15 protein-coding genes are annotated in these 15216 nt (G+C 72.8%); 9 read left to right on the forward strand and 6 right to left on the reverse strand.

Annotation, left to right across the window (positions count from 1 at the left end; all coding sequences use genetic code 11):
* The first annotated feature begins 43 nt into the window (after nucleotides 1–43).
* A complete protein-coding gene (locus FHU30_RS38025) occupies nucleotides 44–1549 on the forward strand; it encodes a M1 family metallopeptidase (protein WP_253882414.1) in 1506 nt (501 codons plus the stop codon).
* Nucleotides 1550–1636: 87 nt separating this feature from the next.
* On the opposite strand, the gene FHU30_RS38030 is transcribed toward FHU30_RS38025, so the two are convergent.
* Complete coding sequence (locus FHU30_RS38030) at nucleotides 1637–2011, reverse strand: hypothetical protein (RefSeq protein ID WP_253882415.1); 375 nt, start codon at nucleotides 2009–2011, stop codon at nucleotides 1637–1639.
* Between the two features lie 323 nt (nucleotides 2012–2334).
* Between FHU30_RS38030 and FHU30_RS38035 the strand changes: the two genes are divergently transcribed.
* The 3 genes from FHU30_RS38035 to FHU30_RS38045 are packed head-to-tail and all read left to right on the forward strand — an operon-like array spanning nucleotide 2335 to nucleotide 4944.
* The gene (locus FHU30_RS38035) at nucleotides 2335–3123 is read left to right on the forward strand and encodes an ABC transporter permease (RefSeq protein WP_253882416.1); all 789 of its coding nucleotides are present in this window, start codon (nucleotides 2335–2337) and stop codon (nucleotides 3121–3123) included.
* Nucleotides 3116–3958, forward strand: a complete 843-nt coding sequence (locus FHU30_RS38040; RefSeq protein ID WP_253882417.1) for an ABC transporter permease — start codon at nucleotides 3116–3118, stop codon at nucleotides 3956–3958. Before FHU30_RS38035 ends, FHU30_RS38040 begins: the two co-directional genes overlap by 8 nt.
* Nucleotides 3959–3969: 11 nt before the next feature.
* Entirely contained in the window at nucleotides 3970–4944 is a 975-nt protein-coding gene (locus tag FHU30_RS38045) for an ABC transporter ATP-binding protein (RefSeq protein WP_253882418.1), read from the forward strand.
* 24 nt (nucleotides 4945–4968) lie between these two features.
* On the opposite strand, the gene ygiD is transcribed toward FHU30_RS38045, so the two are convergent.
* From ygiD to FHU30_RS38060, 3 genes are all read right to left on the reverse strand, one after another.
* A complete protein-coding gene (ygiD, locus tag FHU30_RS38050) occupies nucleotides 4969–5841 on the reverse strand; it encodes a 4,5-DOPA-extradiol-dioxygenase (RefSeq protein ID WP_253882419.1) in 873 nt (290 codons plus the stop codon).
* 171 nt (nucleotides 5842–6012) lie between these two features.
* Nucleotides 6013–6693 carry a response regulator gene (locus FHU30_RS38055; protein WP_253882420.1) on the reverse strand — a complete coding sequence of 227 codons (681 nt, stop codon included), beginning with the start codon at nucleotides 6691–6693 and terminating at the stop codon, nucleotides 6013–6015.
* Nucleotides 6686–8404 (reverse strand): sensor histidine kinase, encoded by a 1719-nt coding sequence (locus tag FHU30_RS38060; RefSeq protein WP_253882421.1) that lies wholly within the window; start codon nucleotides 8402–8404, stop codon nucleotides 6686–6688. Before FHU30_RS38060 ends, FHU30_RS38055 begins: the two co-directional genes overlap by 8 nt.
* Nucleotides 8405–8562: 158 nt before the next feature.
* Between FHU30_RS38060 and FHU30_RS38065 the strand changes: the two genes are divergently transcribed.
* From FHU30_RS38065 to FHU30_RS38075, 3 genes are all read left to right on the forward strand, one after another.
* Nucleotides 8563–9375: an ABC transporter ATP-binding protein gene (locus FHU30_RS38065; RefSeq protein WP_253882422.1), complete on the forward strand. Its 813-nt coding sequence runs from the start codon at nucleotides 8563–8565 to the stop codon at nucleotides 9373–9375.
* Nucleotides 9365–10279, forward strand: coding sequence for an ABC transporter permease (locus tag FHU30_RS38070; RefSeq protein ID WP_253882423.1), 915 nt, complete (start codon nucleotides 9365–9367; stop codon nucleotides 10277–10279). The genes FHU30_RS38065 and FHU30_RS38070 overlap by 11 nt, the downstream gene beginning before the upstream one ends.
* Before the next feature lie 89 nt (nucleotides 10280–10368).
* Nucleotides 10369–11412, forward strand: coding sequence for an ABC transporter substrate-binding protein (locus FHU30_RS38075; RefSeq protein ID WP_253882424.1), 1044 nt, complete (start codon nucleotides 10369–10371; stop codon nucleotides 11410–11412).
* 117 nt (nucleotides 11413–11529) lie between these two features.
* On the opposite strand, the gene FHU30_RS38080 is transcribed toward FHU30_RS38075, so the two are convergent.
* Complete coding sequence (locus tag FHU30_RS38080) at nucleotides 11530–11997, reverse strand: hypothetical protein (RefSeq protein ID WP_253882425.1); 468 nt, start codon at nucleotides 11995–11997, stop codon at nucleotides 11530–11532.
* 262 nt (nucleotides 11998–12259) lie between these two features.
* On the opposite strand from FHU30_RS38080, the gene FHU30_RS38085 reads away from it, so the two are divergent.
* Both FHU30_RS38085 and FHU30_RS38090 read left to right on the forward strand, forming a co-directional pair.
* The gene (locus tag FHU30_RS38085) at nucleotides 12260–12976 is read left to right on the forward strand and encodes a hypothetical protein (protein WP_253882426.1); all 717 of its coding nucleotides are present in this window, start codon (nucleotides 12260–12262) and stop codon (nucleotides 12974–12976) included.
* 179 nt (nucleotides 12977–13155) lie between these two features.
* Nucleotides 13156–13662, forward strand: a complete 507-nt coding sequence (locus tag FHU30_RS38090; protein ID WP_253882427.1) for a hypothetical protein — start codon at nucleotides 13156–13158, stop codon at nucleotides 13660–13662.
* Between the two features lie 95 nt (nucleotides 13663–13757).
* On the opposite strand, the gene FHU30_RS38095 is transcribed toward FHU30_RS38090, so the two are convergent.
* Nucleotides 13758–15185 (reverse strand): alpha/beta fold hydrolase, encoded by a 1428-nt coding sequence (locus tag FHU30_RS38095; protein WP_253882428.1) that lies wholly within the window; start codon nucleotides 15183–15185, stop codon nucleotides 13758–13760.
* Nucleotides 15186–15216 lie beyond the last annotated feature (31 nt).

A 15216-nucleotide genomic window follows, 5' to 3' on the forward strand; every position in this document is an offset into this window, starting at 1 on the left:
AAAGTGATCTTCACCCCGTCCCCCAGGGAGAGGATCACCCCCGATGGCCAGGCGCTCCTCCCGCCTCGTCCGCTCCGTCCGCACTCCCGGCCGCCTGCTTCCGCTGGCGCTGGCCGCCGTCACCGCGGTGGCGTTCGCGCCCGCCGCCTCCGCCTCCTCCCACGCCCGGTTCACCCCCGGCGCCGAGGGCGTGGGCGACTCCTACTTCCCCTTGGAGGGGAACGGCGGCTACGACGCCCAGCACTACTCACTGAACGTCTCCTACGATCCGCAGTACGGCCAACTGGACGGCACGGTCACGATGACCGCGCGCGCGACCCAGAACCTGTCGTCCTTCGACCTCGACCTGTCCGGCATGGATGTGTCGAAGGTCGTGGTGAACGGACACCACGCCACCTGGAAGCGGCGCGGCCAGGAGCTGAAGATCACCCCGCACCGCGGGTTGTGGAAGGGCTCCACGTTCCGCGTCTCGGTGACCTACGGCGGAGTTCCGCAGACGATCGTCGGCTCGCCGATCGTGTTCGGCTCGCCCTACGGCTTCCTGCAGACCCCGGACGGCGCGTTCATCGGCGACGAGCCGAACGCCGCGTCCACCTGGTTCCCGGTCAACGACCACCCCAGCGACAAGGCCACCTACGACTACACGGTGACCGTGCCGAAGGGCCTGGACGTCGTCGCCAACGGCCTGCCCGAGGGCAGGCGCGACGTGACGGCCTCGTTCAGCCGCCGCCTGGCCGCGACCAAGGCCACCACGTTCAAGTGGCGCGAGCACAAGCCGATGGCCAGCTACCTCGCGACCATCGACATCGGCAAGTGGGACGTCAAGCAGTCGACCACGCCCGGCGGGCTGCCCAACTACGTCGCGGTCGACCCCGTCCTGGAGACCAGCCAGCCGAACGCGGTGCAGTTCTTCACCGACACCACCGCCGAGGCCACCGACCTCTGGTCCTCGCTCTACGGGCCGTACCCGTTCGAGACCACCGGCGCGATCGCCGACAACGCGGTCTACCAGGGGCAGCCTCTCGGCTTCTCGCTGGAGACGCAGAGCAAGCCGGTCTACTCGGCCGTCCGGAGCACCTCGACCATCGCGCACGAGCTGTCGCACCAGTGGTTCGGCGACAGCGTCTCGGTGGCGCGCTGGAAGGACATCTGGCTGAACGAGAGCTTCGCGACCTGGTCGCACTTCTACTGGGGCGAGAAGCACGGCGGCGCGACCGTCCACGACCGGGTGCGCACCGTCTACAACAGCCACGCCTTCCCGGACCCGGCGGGCAACCCGTACTGGTCGGTGAAGATCGCGGACCCGCAGCGCGACACGATGTTCAACGACCGCGTCTACAGCGGCGGCGCGACCGTGCTGCAGCTGCTGCGCGAGAAGATCGGCGACGAGAAGTTCTTCACGCTGCTGCGCACCTGGGCCACCCAGCACAAGTACGGCAACGGCAACACCGAGCAGTTCGTCGCCCTGGCGAACCAGGTCTCCGGCCAGGACCTGACGTCCTTCTTCCAGACCTGGATCTACTCCACCGGCAAGCCCCCGCTCCCGTAACGGCCTGACCGGCCCCCGACCAGCCCACCGGAAAGCAGCGTTGGCCGGGTCGCCAAGCGACCCGGCCAACATCACGCGACATCGAGGTCAGGGCCTGGCGCAGGAGTAGATGCTGGCCTTCACGTCATACACGCAGGCGGAGACCTCGTGGATGCCGTCATTGAAGTAGAGCGGCTTGGACCACACCCATATGTCCGTGTAATGCGGCTGCAAGGGGAAATCCCAAGTCAGCCAACCGTCGTTCTGGATGTTGTGCTGGTTGAAATAGCCGTCGCATTCGGACGTGCGGGAGTTGCGGAACTCCGCGTAGGCCTGGTGGGCGCTCTGCTGGACGAGCACGGCTGCGCAGCCTGAAGGTGTGGTGACCTGGGAAAGCACGGTGTCGGCGTGGGCCGGCACCGTGACAGCGCCGGCGGCACCGATCGAGGCGATCATGATCAACGCTTTGATGCTCTTTCGCATGGCCACTCCTTGGTTAGTGCGACGGTTGCCGACCTGTCGCGCTGCCGTCCGGCCGGGCTCGGGAAGTAGCCGGGCGAAGCCGCGCACGTACAGTCGCGCATCACAGATGCCTCGCCATCGTGTTCTGCGATCAAGAAAGGCGCAATCGATTAGGCTCTCCACCTAAACGATTGCCTCCGCACCGTGATGGTGGTGGACTACCGGGTCGCGGTCGCGCGCGCGGTCGCGGCCGCGCGCGCGGTCGCGGTCGCGCGCGGGTCGCGGTCGCGCGCGGGGTGAAAACCCATGGAAGGTCCGGGGCGGCCGTTCTAGGCTCTTGGCGAGTGGGCGTCATTCCGTGGGTCTCCTGGTACGCACTGCGCCGCTACTCCGCCTATCCCCTCGGCTCGATGGCAGAGGCCGTCACCAACACCTTCTTCGGGGTCATGCGCGCCTCGGTCCTGCTCGCGCTCTGGCACGCCCGTCCCGGGCTGGGCGGCTACGACGCGGCGGACGCGGTGACCTTCTCGTTCCTCACCCAGGCGCTGATCGGGCCCGTCCAGATCTTCGGCGGCATGGAGCTGGGACAGCGCATCCGCACCGGCGACGTGGCGATCGACCTGCACCGCCCGGTCGACCTGCAGGCGTGGTGGCTCGCCGACGACATCGGCCGCGCGACCTCCACGCTGCTGCTGCGCGGGGTGCCGCCGATGCTGGTCGGCGGGCTGCTGTTCACGCTGCACTGGCCCGGGCCGGGCGCGGCGGCGGCGTTCGCGGTGTCGGTCGTGCTGGCCGTCCTGCTGAGCTTCGCGCTGCGCTACCTGGTCACGCTGGCGATGTTCTGGCTGCACGACGAGCGCGGCATCCAGGCGGTGGCGCTGGTGCTGTCGCTGTTCCTCTCCGGGATGATCGTGCCGCTGGTGGCGTTCCCCGGCGGGATCGGCGACGTGGCGCGGGCGCTGCCCTGGTCGGGGCTGGTGCAGGTGCCCGCCGACGTGTACCTCGGGCACCGGACCGGCGGCGGGCTCGCGGCGGCGCTGGGGTTCCAGGCCGCGTGGGCGGCGGGGCTGCTCGCCGCGGGACGGGTGCTGACCCGCGCGGCCGAGCGCAGGCTGGAGGCCCAAGGTGGCTAGCGCCGACACCGCACCGGGTATTGCCGCGCGCGGGACGCGGGCCGTGTCGACCTACTGCCTGCTGGCCTGGACGTGGATCCGCGCGGCCGCGCAGTACCCGGTGTCGATCACGTTGCTCGCGCTCGGCACCGCCCTCACCGCCGGGCTGGACGTCGCGGGGATCATGGTGCTGTTCAGCCGGACGCCGCGGATCGCCGGGTTCAGCGCCGCCGAGGTGCTCTTCCTCTATGGCACCTCCGCGCTGGCGTTCTCGGTGTCGGACATCCTGCTCGGCACGACCGAGCGGCTCGGCGAGCACGTGCGCGAAGGGACGCTGGACGCGCTGCTCGTCCGCCCGGTGAGCCCGCTGATCCAGATCGCGACCGAGGACTTCACCCCGCGCCGGTTCGGACGGATCGTCCCGCCCGTGCTGGTCCTGGCCCTCGCCATACCCCGCCTGGGCGTGGCCTGGACGCCCGGCCGGGTCGCGATGGTCCCGCTGATGCTGGCCTCCGGGACGGTGATCTTCGGCGGGGTCTGGGTGCTGTGCGCGGCGGTCCAGTTCGTCCTGCTGAACAGCCACGGCGCGACCAAGGCGCTCACCTACGGCGGCGCGACGCTGACCCAGTACCCGATGACGGTGTTCGCGCGCGACTTCGTGCGCGGGGTGACCTTCGTCGTCCCGCTGGCGTTCGTGAACTGGGAACCCGCGCTCTACGTGCTCGGACGGCCCGACCCGCTGAACCTGCCGGGCTGGACGAGGTTCGCCTCGCCGGTCGTCGGCGCGGTGGTGTGCGCGGTGGCGGCGGTGGCGTGGCGCGGGGGCCTGCGCCACTACCGCTCGACGGGGAACTGAGAGGGAACCGCATGATCGAGATGACGGACGTGACCAAGACCTTCACCCTGCGGCGGCGGACCGGGCGGCGGCTGCGCCGCGAGCGCACGGTGGTCCGCGCGGTGGACGGGGTGTCCTTCTCCGTCGAGCGCGGCGAGTTCCTCGGCTACCTCGGCCCGAACGGCGCGGGCAAGAGCACCACGATCAAGATGCTCACCGGCATCCTCACCCCCACCTCGGGACGGGTCCGGGTCGCCGGGCTCGACCCGTCCCGCGCCCGGACCGCGCTCGCCCGCCGGATCGGCGTGGTGTTCGGGCAGCGCACCACGCTCTGGTGGGACCTGCCGCTGCGCGACAGCCTGACCCTCGTGCGGCGGCTCTACCGGGTGGAGGAGCGCGCCTACCGGACGCGGCTGGACGAGCTGACCGCGCTGCTGGAGCTGGAGCCGTTCCTCGCCACCCCGGTCCGGCAGCTCAGCCTCGGCCAGCGGATGCGCGGCGACCTGGCCGCCGCGCTGCTGCACGACCCCGAGCTGCTGGTGCTCGACGAGCCGACGATCGGCCTGGACGTGGTGAGCAAGGCGACCGTGCGCGGGTTCCTGGCCCGGCTCAACGCCGAGCGCGGCACCACGATCCTGCTCACCACGCACGACCTCGGCGACATCGAGCGGCTCTGCCGGCGCGTGATGATCATCGACCACGGGCGGGCCGCGTTCGACGGGGACCTGGGCGCGCTGCGCCGCGCGGCGGGCGCCGATCGCCAGCTGGTGGTCGAGCTGGCCGCGCCGGCGCCGCCGATCGACCTGGACGGCGTACCGGTCATCACCGTGGAGGGCCCGCGCCAGACGCTGCGCCTGCCGGACGGCGCGAATGCCGCGTCCGTCGTCGCCGCGCTCGCCGCCCGGCACGAGGTCCGCGACATCGCCCTGCGCGAGACCGGCATCGAGGAGATCGTCGCCCGCCTCTACCGCGGCGACCAGGAGATCTCCGCCCCCGCCACCTCCTGACCGGCCGCGGAAGGGCTCGGCGCGTCAGGTGTTGGTCGCATCGGCCGGGACGCCGTCGGGCAGTTCCGCGGCGGCTCCTGCGCCGCCTGCCACATCAGGACACTTCACGCCGAGCGTGTAGGCGGTCATGGAGATCGCGCCGTAGGTGTAGCCGTCGATGAGGACGTCGGTGCCCTGACCGGACGCCGCCGCCAGCCCGGACAGGTAGAGCAGCGGGATGAAGTGGTCCGGCGTCGGGACCGCGAGAGTGAAGTCCTGGTGGCTTTGCAGGCGCAGGCAGTCGGCGGGATCGTCGCGCATCACCTGCTGAGCGCTGTCGTCGAACCGCTCCGCCCAGGAGAAACCGCTGTCGGGCCGGTCCCAGTCCAGGCCGCCGAGGTTGTGCACGACGTTGCCGCTGCCCAGGATCAGCACGCCCGTCTCGCGGAGCGCGGCGAGCTTGGCGCCGAGCTCGAAGTGGTAGGCCAGCGGCTTGCCGGCGTCGATGCTGAGCTGCACCACGGGGATGTCGGCGTGCGGGAAGGCGTGCACGAGCACCGACCAGGTGCCGTGGTCCAGGCCCCAGCTGTCGGCGTCGGCCCCCACCCAGGTCGGCTCGACGGCCTCGCTGACCTCCTCGACCAGCTCCGGCAGGCCCGGCGCGGGGTAGCGGACGTCGAAGAGCTCCTGCGGGAAGCCGTAGAAGTCGTGGATGGTGCGCGGCCGGGGCATCACGGTCACCGCGGTCGCGTTCACGAACCAGTGCGCCGACACCACCAGGATCGCGCGCGGACGCGGGACGGCCCGGCCGAACGCCCGCCACGCGGCGGTGTACCGGTTGGCCTCGATGGCGTTCATGGGGCTGCCGTGTCCGAGGAACGCGGCGGGCATGGCTTCGGAGGCGGCGGGAGCCGTCACGCGGATCTCCTGTCAGGACGAGCGTTCGGCGCCTGACCGGCGCATCACGTCACTCTGGGACGACCACCCCAGCATGCCGCGCGCGCTGCGCCCGGCAGCGCAGCCACGAGCCCCGCCCCGAACCCTTTGCCATGTGTTGAGCCGCCACCCCGCCCCGCGGACGGGGGCTGATCAGCGGGGTGACCAGGAGTACTCGTGTTCAGGGCGGCCGGTGGCGCCGTAGCGCAGGGCCACGTGGACGCGGCCGCGCTGGGCCAGGCTCGCCAGGTAGCGCTGCGCGGTGGCGCGGGAGATGCCGACGTCCTCGGCGACCTCGGCCGCCGAGCGCGGCACGCCCGCGCGGCGCAGCGCCTCGGCGACCAGCTGCGCGGTGACCGGCGTGCGGCCGGACGGACGGGCGGCACCGGCTGCGGCGAGCGGCGCGTGCAGCTCGCGCAGCGCCGCGTCCACCGCGTCCTGGGTCAGCTCGTCCGGTCCGGCGAGCGCGCGCCGGTAGCGGGCATAACCGACCAGCCGCGCGACCAGGGCCTCGGCGGTGAACGGTTTGACCAGGTAGTGCAGCGCGCCCCGGCCGAGCGCCGCGCGCACCGAGGCCGGGTCGGCGGCGGCCGTCGCCATGATCACGTCGGCGTCCAGCTCCGGGAGCAGGGTCAGCCCGGACGCGTCGGGCAGGTAGACGTCGAGCAGGACCAGGTCCGGGTCGAGCTCGACGGCCAGCTCGCGGGCGCGGGCGGCGCTGTGCGCGGTCCCGCACACCTGGAAGCCGTCCACCGAGGCGACGAACCCGGCGTGCACCTGCGCCACCCGGAAGTCGTCGTCCACCACGAGCACGCGGAGGTCCTGGTCACTCATGATCGGCTTCCTTCCCCAGGACGCCGGGCAGCCGCGCGACCACGACCGCCCCCGTCCGCTCCGGTGCGTCGCCCGTCCCGGCGGGCTGGTCGGCGAAGGTGACGTCGCCGCCGCGGGCGCGGGCAGTGCGGCGGGCAAGCCCGAGGCCCAGGCCGCGGGCCCGGCCGCCTTCGGGCTCGCGGGTGGTCACCCCGTCGCGGAAGATCTCCCCGCGCAGCTCCGGCGGGACGCCCGCGCCGGAGTCGGCGACGGTGACGTGCAGGTCCGGGCCGTCGCCGAGCAGCTCGACCTCCACCCACGCGGGCCGCCGCTCGCCCTGCCGCGCGGCCTCGACGGCGTTGTCGACCAGGTTGCCGACGACGGTCGTGACGTCCAGCGGGTCGGTGATCTTGCCGGGGACGAAGCTGCCGGGACCCACGTCCAGGCGGACGCCGCGCTCGGCCGCGACCGCCGTCTTCGCCGACAGGAACGCCTGAAGGTAGGGGTCGAACACCGGATCGGCGGGCAGCGGCTCGGCGGCGGCCGGGGCGCCGGACGCGTCGGTCACCAGCGTCGCCAGGTACCCGGCGGCCTCCTCGTGGTGGCCTAGGTGCAGCAGCCCCGACAGGGTGTGCAGCCGGTTGGCGTACTCGTGCCGCTGGGCCCGCAGGGCGTCGAACAGCGTCCGGACCGAGTCCAGCTCGCGGGCCAGGGTCTCCACGTCGGTGCGGTCGCGCAGGGTGACCACCGCGCCGAGGTCCCGGTTCCGGCGCCGCACCTCGCGCCGGTTCACCACCAGCACCCGCTCCCCCGCCGTGACGAACAGGTCGGTGGCGGGGCTGCGCCCGGCCAGCACCGCCCGCAGCGGGCCCGGGACGTCCAGCTCGTCGGCCGGGACGCCGTGCTCGGGACGGGTACCCAGCAGCCGGGCCGCCTCGGCGTTGCAGACCGCGACGCGGCCCGCGGCGTCCACCGCGACCACGCCCTCACCGACGCCGTGCAGCACCGCCTCCCGCTCGTGCACCAGCTCGACCAGCTCGTAGGGCTCCAGGCCGAGGGTCTGGCGGCGCAGCCGGACCCCGATCGCCGCCGACGCCAGCACGCCGAGTAGCAGCGCCCCGGCGACGAACGCGCTCAGCCCGCTCAGCGCGTCGTCCAGCTCGCGGTCGATCGCCCCGGCGTCGAAGCCGACGCTGACCTCGCCGACGACGCGTCCGGCCCGCTCGGGACCGGCCGGATCGTACAGCGGCACCTTGCCGCGCACCGACAGCCCGAGCGTGCCGCGCTCGAACCGGACCACCTCGCGCCCGGCCAGCGGCGCGGACGGGTCGGTGCTGACCTTCTGCCCGAGCAGCGCCTCGGTCGGGTGCGAGTAGCGGATGCCGCGCCGGTCGGTGACCACCACGAACAGGGCCCCGGCCCGCCGCCGGACCCGCTCGGCGCGGTCCTGCACCACGTGGCCGGGATCGCCCGCGACCACCGCCCGGCCGACGTCGGGGTCGGCGGCCACGCTGCGGGCCAGGGTGAGGGCCCGCTGGCCGAACTGGTCGCGCAGCTCCCCGTCCAGGCGCCAGGCCACCAGGGCGTAGCCCGCGCAGCCCACGACCAGCACCACGGCGATCTGCAGGATCAGCACTTGGCGGGCGAACGGGAGGCGCAGGCGCAGGCGGCCCTGGCGGGAAGCGGGACGGGAAGGAGCGGGGCCGGAAGGAGCGGGGCGGGAATCGGACATGGCAGCGCCAAAGTACTCGATGACTTACCCCCGGCCCACCCCTTCGCGAGCAAAATGTGCAGAACCCGCGCAACGGGCTTAACGTGCGGTTATGCGAATTGCGCGGGCATCGCGGGCAAGGGTTCCCGTGACCCCGGTCACTTCCTAGTCTGCCGGTCATGTCCCAGCAGCAACCCCCGGTGATCGAACTCCACGGGGCCACCAAACGCTTCCGGTCCGGCGCCGGCCTGCACACCGCCGTGCGCGACCTGAACCTGACCGTCGCGCCCGGCGAGTTCGTCGCGGTCGTCGGCCCGACCGGATGCGGCAAGTCCACCACCCTGTCCCTGGTGTCCGGCCTGGAGCCGGCGTCCGCCGGGACCGTCCGGGTGCACGGCGAGCCCGTCACCGGCATCCCCGACGGCGTCGGCTACATGTTCCAGAACGACGCCGTGCTCCCCTGGCGCTCGGTCCTCGACAACGTCGCCACCGGCCCCCGCTACCGCGGCGCCGCCAAGCGCGAGGCGCGCGAGAAGGCCCGCGAGTGGGTCGCCCGCGTCGGCCTGGCCGGGTTCGAGAAGTACTACCCGCACCAGCTGTCCGGCGGCATGCGCAAGCGCGTCGCGCTCGCGCAGACGCTGGTCAACGAGCCGTCCGTCCTGCTGATGGACGAGCCGTTCTCCGCCCTGGACGTGCAGACCCGCGGCCTGATGCAGGACGAGCTGCTGCGGCTGTGGTCCGGGTCCGGCGCCGCCGTCGTGTTCGTCACCCACGACCTGGAGGAGGCCCTGGTGCTGGCCGACCGGGTGGTCGTCATGACCGCCGGGCCCGCCACCGTCAAGGCCGTCTTCGACGTCCCGCTGGAGCGCCCGCGCGACGCCGAGGAGATCCGGCTGACCCCGGAGTTCCTCGACATCTACCGCGAGGTGTGGGAGTCGCTGCGCGAAGAGGTCCAGATCACCCGCGAGAGGGGAGCCGGCCGTGCCGCATGACGTCAAGCCCCCCGCGACCGAGCCTGCCGCTGCCGCTGCCGCCGCTGCCGCCGCCTCGGCGCCCACGCCGGAGGAGGAGGCGCGGGCCGTCGCCCAGGCCAAGGCCGCCGCGCTGCGCCGCCGGGTCATGATCTACGGCGTCCGGCTGGTGCTGGTCGCGCTGTGGCTCGGCTCCTGGGAGCTGGCCGCGCGCAACTGGATCGACCCGTTCTACTACTCGCGGCCCTCGGCGATCTGGGACCGCCTGGTCGACTGGTTCTCCAACGGCACCTCGCAGGGCTCGATCTGGGAGCAGATCTCCTACACCCTGCGCGAGGCCGTGCTCGGCTTCGTCCTCGGCTCGCTCGGCGGCGTCGTGCTGGGCGTGGTGCTCGGCCGCAGCCGCTTCCTGTCGGACGTGTGCGCGCCGTTCATCAAGGCCGCCAACGCCATCCCGCGCATCATCCTGGCCTCGCTGTTCGTGATCTGGTTCGGGCTCGGCATGCAGTCCAAGGTCGCCACCGCGTTCGTGCTGGTGTTCTTCGCGGTGTTCTTCAACGCCTTCCAGGGCGCCCGCGAGGTGGACCGCAACCTGGTCAACAACGCGCGGATCCTCGGCGCGGGCCGCTGGGCCGTGCTGCGCACGGTGGTCGTGCCGTCCGCGACGTCCTGGATCCTGGCCTCGCTGCACTCGGCGTTCGGCTTCGCGATCATCGGCGCGGTGGTCGGCGAGTACAGCGGCGCCGACAAGGGCCTCGGCCTGCTGATCAACCACGCGCAGGGCACCTTCGACGCGGCCGGCATCTACGCCGGAATGATCATCATCACGGTGCTGGCGCTGCTCGCCGAGTGGCTGCTGACCATGGTCGAGGGACGGCTGCTGCGCTGGCGCCCGCCGTCGGCCGCCGACCACAACCCGGTCTGACCTCCCCGCCGAAGACGTACTGGACCGGCCCTCGCCGACGGCGAGCGGTCCCCCTCTCTCTCCCTCCTCGTCCCTGGAGTCCCCACCCCATGCGCACTTCCTACCGCGTCGGCGCGGCCGCCCTGGCCGCCGTGACCGCCCTGTCGCTGACCTCCTGCCGCAGCTCCAAGTCGTCCTCGTCGGCCGGTGACTCCGGCGGCTCGGTGAAGATCATGGTCGGCGGCATCGACAAGGTCATCTACCTGCCCGCCAAGCTCACCGACCAGCTCGGCTACTTCAAGGAGCAGGGCCTCAACGTCCAGCTGCTCACCGAGCCGGCCGGCGCGATCGCCGAGAACGTGCTGATCTCCGGCGACGTGCAGGGCGTGGTCGGCTTCTACGACCACACCATCGACCTGCAGACCAAGGGCAAGTGCATCGAGAGCGTCGTGCAGTTCGCCGACGTCCCGGGCGAGGCCGAGATGGTCGCCGCCGACAAGGCCGGGCAGCTGACCTCGCCCGCCGCGTTCAAGGGCAAGAAGCTCGGCGTCACCAGCCCCGGCTCGTCCACCGACTTCCTGACCCGGGCGCTGGCCGTCAGGGCCGGCGTCCAGCCGTCGGACTACACCACCGTCAAGGCGGGCGCGGGCGCGACGTTCATCGCCACCCTCGGCAACGGCGGCATCGACGCGGGCATGACCACCGACCCGACGATCGCGAAGCTCACCCAGTCCGGCAAGGGCAAGGTGCTGCTGGACATGCGCACCAAGGAGGGCACGCAGAAGGCCCTCGGCGGCCTCTACCCGGCGGCCTCGCTGTACATGGACTGCGCCTACGTCAAGAAGAACCCGCAGACCGTGCAGAAGCTCGCGAACGCCTTCGTCAAGACGCTCGGCTGGATCAAGGCCCACAAGCCGGACGAGATCGCCGCGAAGATGCCCGCCGACTACGCGGGCGGCGACCCGGCCCTCTACAAGAAGGCCATCGGCGACTCCATCGGCATGTTCACCGCCGACGGCGTGATGCCGGCCGACGGCGCGAAGAACGTCCTGGAGGTGCTGTCCCAGTTCTCGCCGAACGTCAAGGGCAAGAAGGACACCATCGACCTGTCCAAGACCTACACCACCGAGTTCGTCGGCAAGGCCGGCAAGTAACCCTCCATCGGCCCCGGTGACGCGGTCCCCACACGCGTCCCCGTCCCTGCCGTCCGGCACCGGACTCCCCGCCCGGTGCCGGACGGCCTTTTGCCGTCCGCTTCCCGGGCGCGGTCGTCAGCGGCCCGCCGGGGAGTAGGACTCGACGGGAGCCTCATCGGCGTCGCGTCCGCCCCAGCGGCGCGGGGCCCAGGTGGGGACGAGCAGCGCGAAGCCCAGCATCGCGTCCACGCCGGAGCCGAGCAGCATCCGCAGCCCGAAGTCGAGGTCGCCCGGCGCGTGCGCGCGTGCGGGAAGGCCGAGCACCGCGCCCGGGTCGGCCAGGAACGCCGCCGACAGGCCGAGTAGCGCCAGCGCCGGGACGAGCGAGACCAGCGGCGACGCCCAGCGCGCCACGATGACCACCCCGGCGGCCAGCCCGACCGCGGCGAGCAGGGCGAACGCGCCGTAGCCGCGGGTGTGGTCGGTGATGACCCGGTCACCGCCGTCGAAGGACTCGGCCGCCTGCGCATAGCCCCAGGCCGCCCCGGCCAGCAGCGCGGGGGTGAGCAGAACGCCGAGCAGGAGTCCGGCAGCGTGCCGCACCGCGCGTCACCTCCCCTCGCCGGCCGCGCCGTGGGGACGCGGCCACCGCCCCATCAGACCATGAACACCCCGGATCGCGGGGACGATCCGACTTTGCGGCACCAATCCGGGTCTGACCGATTCACCCCTCACGGTCGGTCCGTGTTGCGGTGCCCGTTTCGACGGGCGGCGCCGGGGCATCGGCGGACGGTTCGTCCCGGGCGCGCCTCGCCGCGCGTCCGTTCCGAGGAGTCCATCGGAGTAGACGCACCAGGAGGACGCAATGTCGACCGCCGTGATGGTCGTCGTCGCCGTCGTGATCGTCGTCGCCCTGGCCGCCGCGCTGCTGCCGGCCCTCCGGCAGGGCCGCACCCGGCGGCTGCGGCGCCGCTTCGGCCCCGAGTACGACCGCGCCGTCGAGCGGGAGGGCGGGCGGGCCGCCGCCGAGCGCGAGCTGATGTCCCGCGAGAAGCGGCACGAGGAGCTGCCGCTGCACGATCTGGACCCGCGGCAGCGCGAGCTGTACCGCGAGCAGTGGACGCACGTCCAGGAGCAGTTCGTGGACGCCCCCGGCGCCGCCGTCTCCCAGGCGGACCGGCTGGTCACCGCCGTGATGGCCGAGCGCGGCTACCCCACCCGCGACTTCGAGGACCGCGCCGCCCACCTGTCGGTGGAGCACGGCCGGACCCTCGACCACTACCGGCGCGGCCACGACATCGGCGTCCGCGCCGAACGGGACGGGGTCTCGACCGAGGACCTGCGCCAGGCCATGGTCCACTACCGCGCCCTGTTCGAGGACCTGCTGGCCGTCCCGGAGGGCGAGCGCTCCGCCGAGGCCGCCGCGAACCCCGCGCAGTCCGCGGACTCCGCGGACTCCGCGGACTCCGCGGCGGAACCAGCCAAGAGTCCGGCCGAGGCTGCCGCTGAGACGCGCGTCGACGGGCGCGCGGACGAGCCGGTCGCCGGGCGTCGCGACGACGGTCCCGAGCAGAGGAGCTGATCGCAGTGCCCACCACTCCCCCGGACCCGAAGCCCGGCCCGCCGAACCCGGCAACGCCGAAGCCCACGGCACCAGATTCCGCCGCACCAGGTTCCGCACCACCTGGTTCCGCACCACCTGGTTCCGCGGCACCGAAGCCCTCCGCGCCGAAGCCCGAGGCGCCGAGCGACGCGCCTGACGTGCGGGTGGCCGGGCGGCCGCCCGAGACCGACCCGGAGGACACCGCCCCCATCGTCGCCGGACACCGCGGCCCGGATGGGCCGACCGGCCCGGACGAAACCCCGGAGAAGGGGTCGGACGAGGTGGCGACGCGGTTCCCGAAGCAGGTCCCGAAGCGGTTCCCCGAGCATCGCCCCACTGCGCCCGGCACGACCGGCGCAACCGGCACGTCCGATGCGTCCGGGGTGTCCGGCGGGGCGTTGCTGGCGGAGGCCGAGGCCGGGCGGTTCCGGGAGCGGTGGCGCGAGGTCCAGACGGGGTTCGTGGACGATCCGTCCGAGGCCGTCCGCCAGGCGGACGAGCTGGCCGCCGAGGTCGTCAACGCGATCGGGCAGGCGCTCACCGCCCGCAAGCACGAGCTGGACGAGCGGTGGCGCACCGAGAAGGACGGTCCGTCCGACACCGAGCGGCTGCGCCAGGCGCTCCGCGCTTACCGCACCCTCGTCGATCGCATGCTCACCACCTGACGAGCCCGCCAACCGGCGAGGTCTGAAGGGAACGCGCGCCGCCGTCCGGTCGGGCGGCCCCGTGACCGGGCGGCGGCGCGTGGCGGTACGCCGGATCAGCCGTTGAGGAAGGCGTAGACGGCCTCGCGGCCCTGCGTGCCGCGCTCGCGGTTCTGGATGGAGTGGCTCGCGCCCTTGACGATGACGAGCTTGCCGCGCGGCGCGTTCGCCAGCTCCTCCTTGGCCCACTCCATCGGGGTGGACAGGTCGCGGTCGCCATTCACCAGCAGGATCGGGACGGGCGGCAGCTTGGTCTTCGCCTCGGCGGTGTGCCGGGCGACCGGCCAGGTCAGGCATTCCTGGATGAACCCGCCGCCCGCGGCGGTGTCGCGGGTGAACGGCCAGGTCGCGCTGACCGGCAGGTGCCGCCGCGCGTACTCCAGCGCCGCGGGCCGCTGCGCGACCGGGGTCTCGGACGTCCCCCAGGGGAACAGGCCGTCGCCGCAGATGGTGGCCTCGTGCAGGCCGGCGCTGAACGAGGCGACCGGGTCACCGCCCGGCGCCATCAGCTTCATCAGGTTGTCCAGCCGTGCCGGGTCGCCCTGCCGGGCCGCGTGCATCGCGCCGATCACGTCGCCGGTCCCGGCGGGCAGCGCGGGCGGGTTCGGGTCGCGGTAGGACGGGTCGAAGAACTCGTACGAGACGAGCATGTCCCACAGCAGCACGGCGTCCTTGCGGTGCCGGGCGAGGTAGGCGACGTCCTTCGCCGGGTCGTAGCCGCAGGCGGGCGCGGTCGTGCACGCGTCGCGCAGGACGCGTCCGACGGCCTTCTGCCCGGTCGTGTAGAGCATCTGCTCGTGGTTCGGGTCCTTGTGCGGGAGCACCGAGTCCAGGACGACCTTGCTGACGTGGCCCGGGAAGAACGCCGCGTAGTTCGCCGCGGTGAACGAGCCGTAGGACACGCCGTCCACCACCCACTTCGGGGTGCCGAGCGCGCGCCGGAACATGTCCAGGTCGCCGACGGTCTCCTCGGTCGTGTAGTAGCTGCGCTTGTCGCCGACGACGCCCGCGCACTCGGCGACGGCGTCGCGGGTGGGCGGTGCGATGTCGGAGCTGCCGACCTGCGCCTGCATCTTCGGGCAGTCGATCGCGCCGAACTGCCCGGTGCCGCGCTGGTCGATCATCACGAACCGGTAGTTCTTCGCCAGTTCCGGCAGCCGCTGCGTGGTGAGCCGGGTGAGGAACGGCACGCCGGGCTGCCCGGGTCCGCCGGTCAGGAACAGCAGCGTGCCCTTGGGGGCGTTGGTGTTGTCGGACATCCCGACCTGGAGGTCGAGGGTGCCCTTGGCCGGGTCCCGGTGGTCGAGCGGGACCCGGAGCGTCGCGCACGTGAAGCCCGGCTGGCCGTCGCAGGGGTGCGGGTTCGCCAGGCCGGGCCGGGGCGCCGGCGCCATCGGGGACCGCGCGGACGCCGCCGTCGCCGTCCCGCCCGCCAGGGTCATCGTGAGACCCGCGACGAGCGCCGCGGAGAGTCGTGATCGCATGAGCGCGATGATGTCCCGCGCGTCCGGCCCA

Source organism: Actinomadura rupiterrae (assembly GCF_024172125.1).
GTDB lineage: Bacteria > Actinomycetota > Actinomycetes > Streptosporangiales > Streptosporangiaceae > Spirillospora > Spirillospora rupiterrae.

Coding starts and splice junctions, on each gene's coding strand:
- FHU30_RS38025 (WP_253882414.1), top strand. CDS start 44: ATGGCCAGGCGCTCCTCCCGCCTCGTCCGCTCCGTCCGCACTCCCGGC.
- FHU30_RS38030 (WP_253882415.1), bottom strand. CDS start 2,011: ATGCGAAAGAGCATCAAAGCGTTGATCATGATCGCCTCGATCGGTGCC.
- FHU30_RS38045 (WP_253882418.1), top strand. CDS start 3,970: ATGATCGAGATGACGGACGTGACCAAGACCTTCACCCTGCGGCGGCGG.
- FHU30_RS38055 (WP_253882420.1), bottom strand. CDS start 6,693: ATGAGTGACCAGGACCTCCGCGTGCTCGTGGTGGACGACGACTTCCGG.
- FHU30_RS38060 (WP_253882421.1), bottom strand. CDS start 8,404: ATGTCCGATTCCCGCCCCGCTCCTTCCGGCCCCGCTCCTTCCCGTCCC.
- FHU30_RS38065 (WP_253882422.1), top strand. CDS start 8,563: ATGTCCCAGCAGCAACCCCCGGTGATCGAACTCCACGGGGCCACCAAA.
- FHU30_RS38075 (WP_253882424.1), top strand. CDS start 10,369: ATGCGCACTTCCTACCGCGTCGGCGCGGCCGCCCTGGCCGCCGTGACC.
- FHU30_RS38085 (WP_253882426.1), top strand. CDS start 12,260: ATGTCGACCGCCGTGATGGTCGTCGTCGCCGTCGTGATCGTCGTCGCC.
- FHU30_RS38095 (WP_253882428.1), bottom strand. CDS start 15,185: ATGCGATCACGACTCTCCGCGGCGCTCGTCGCGGGTCTCACGATGACC.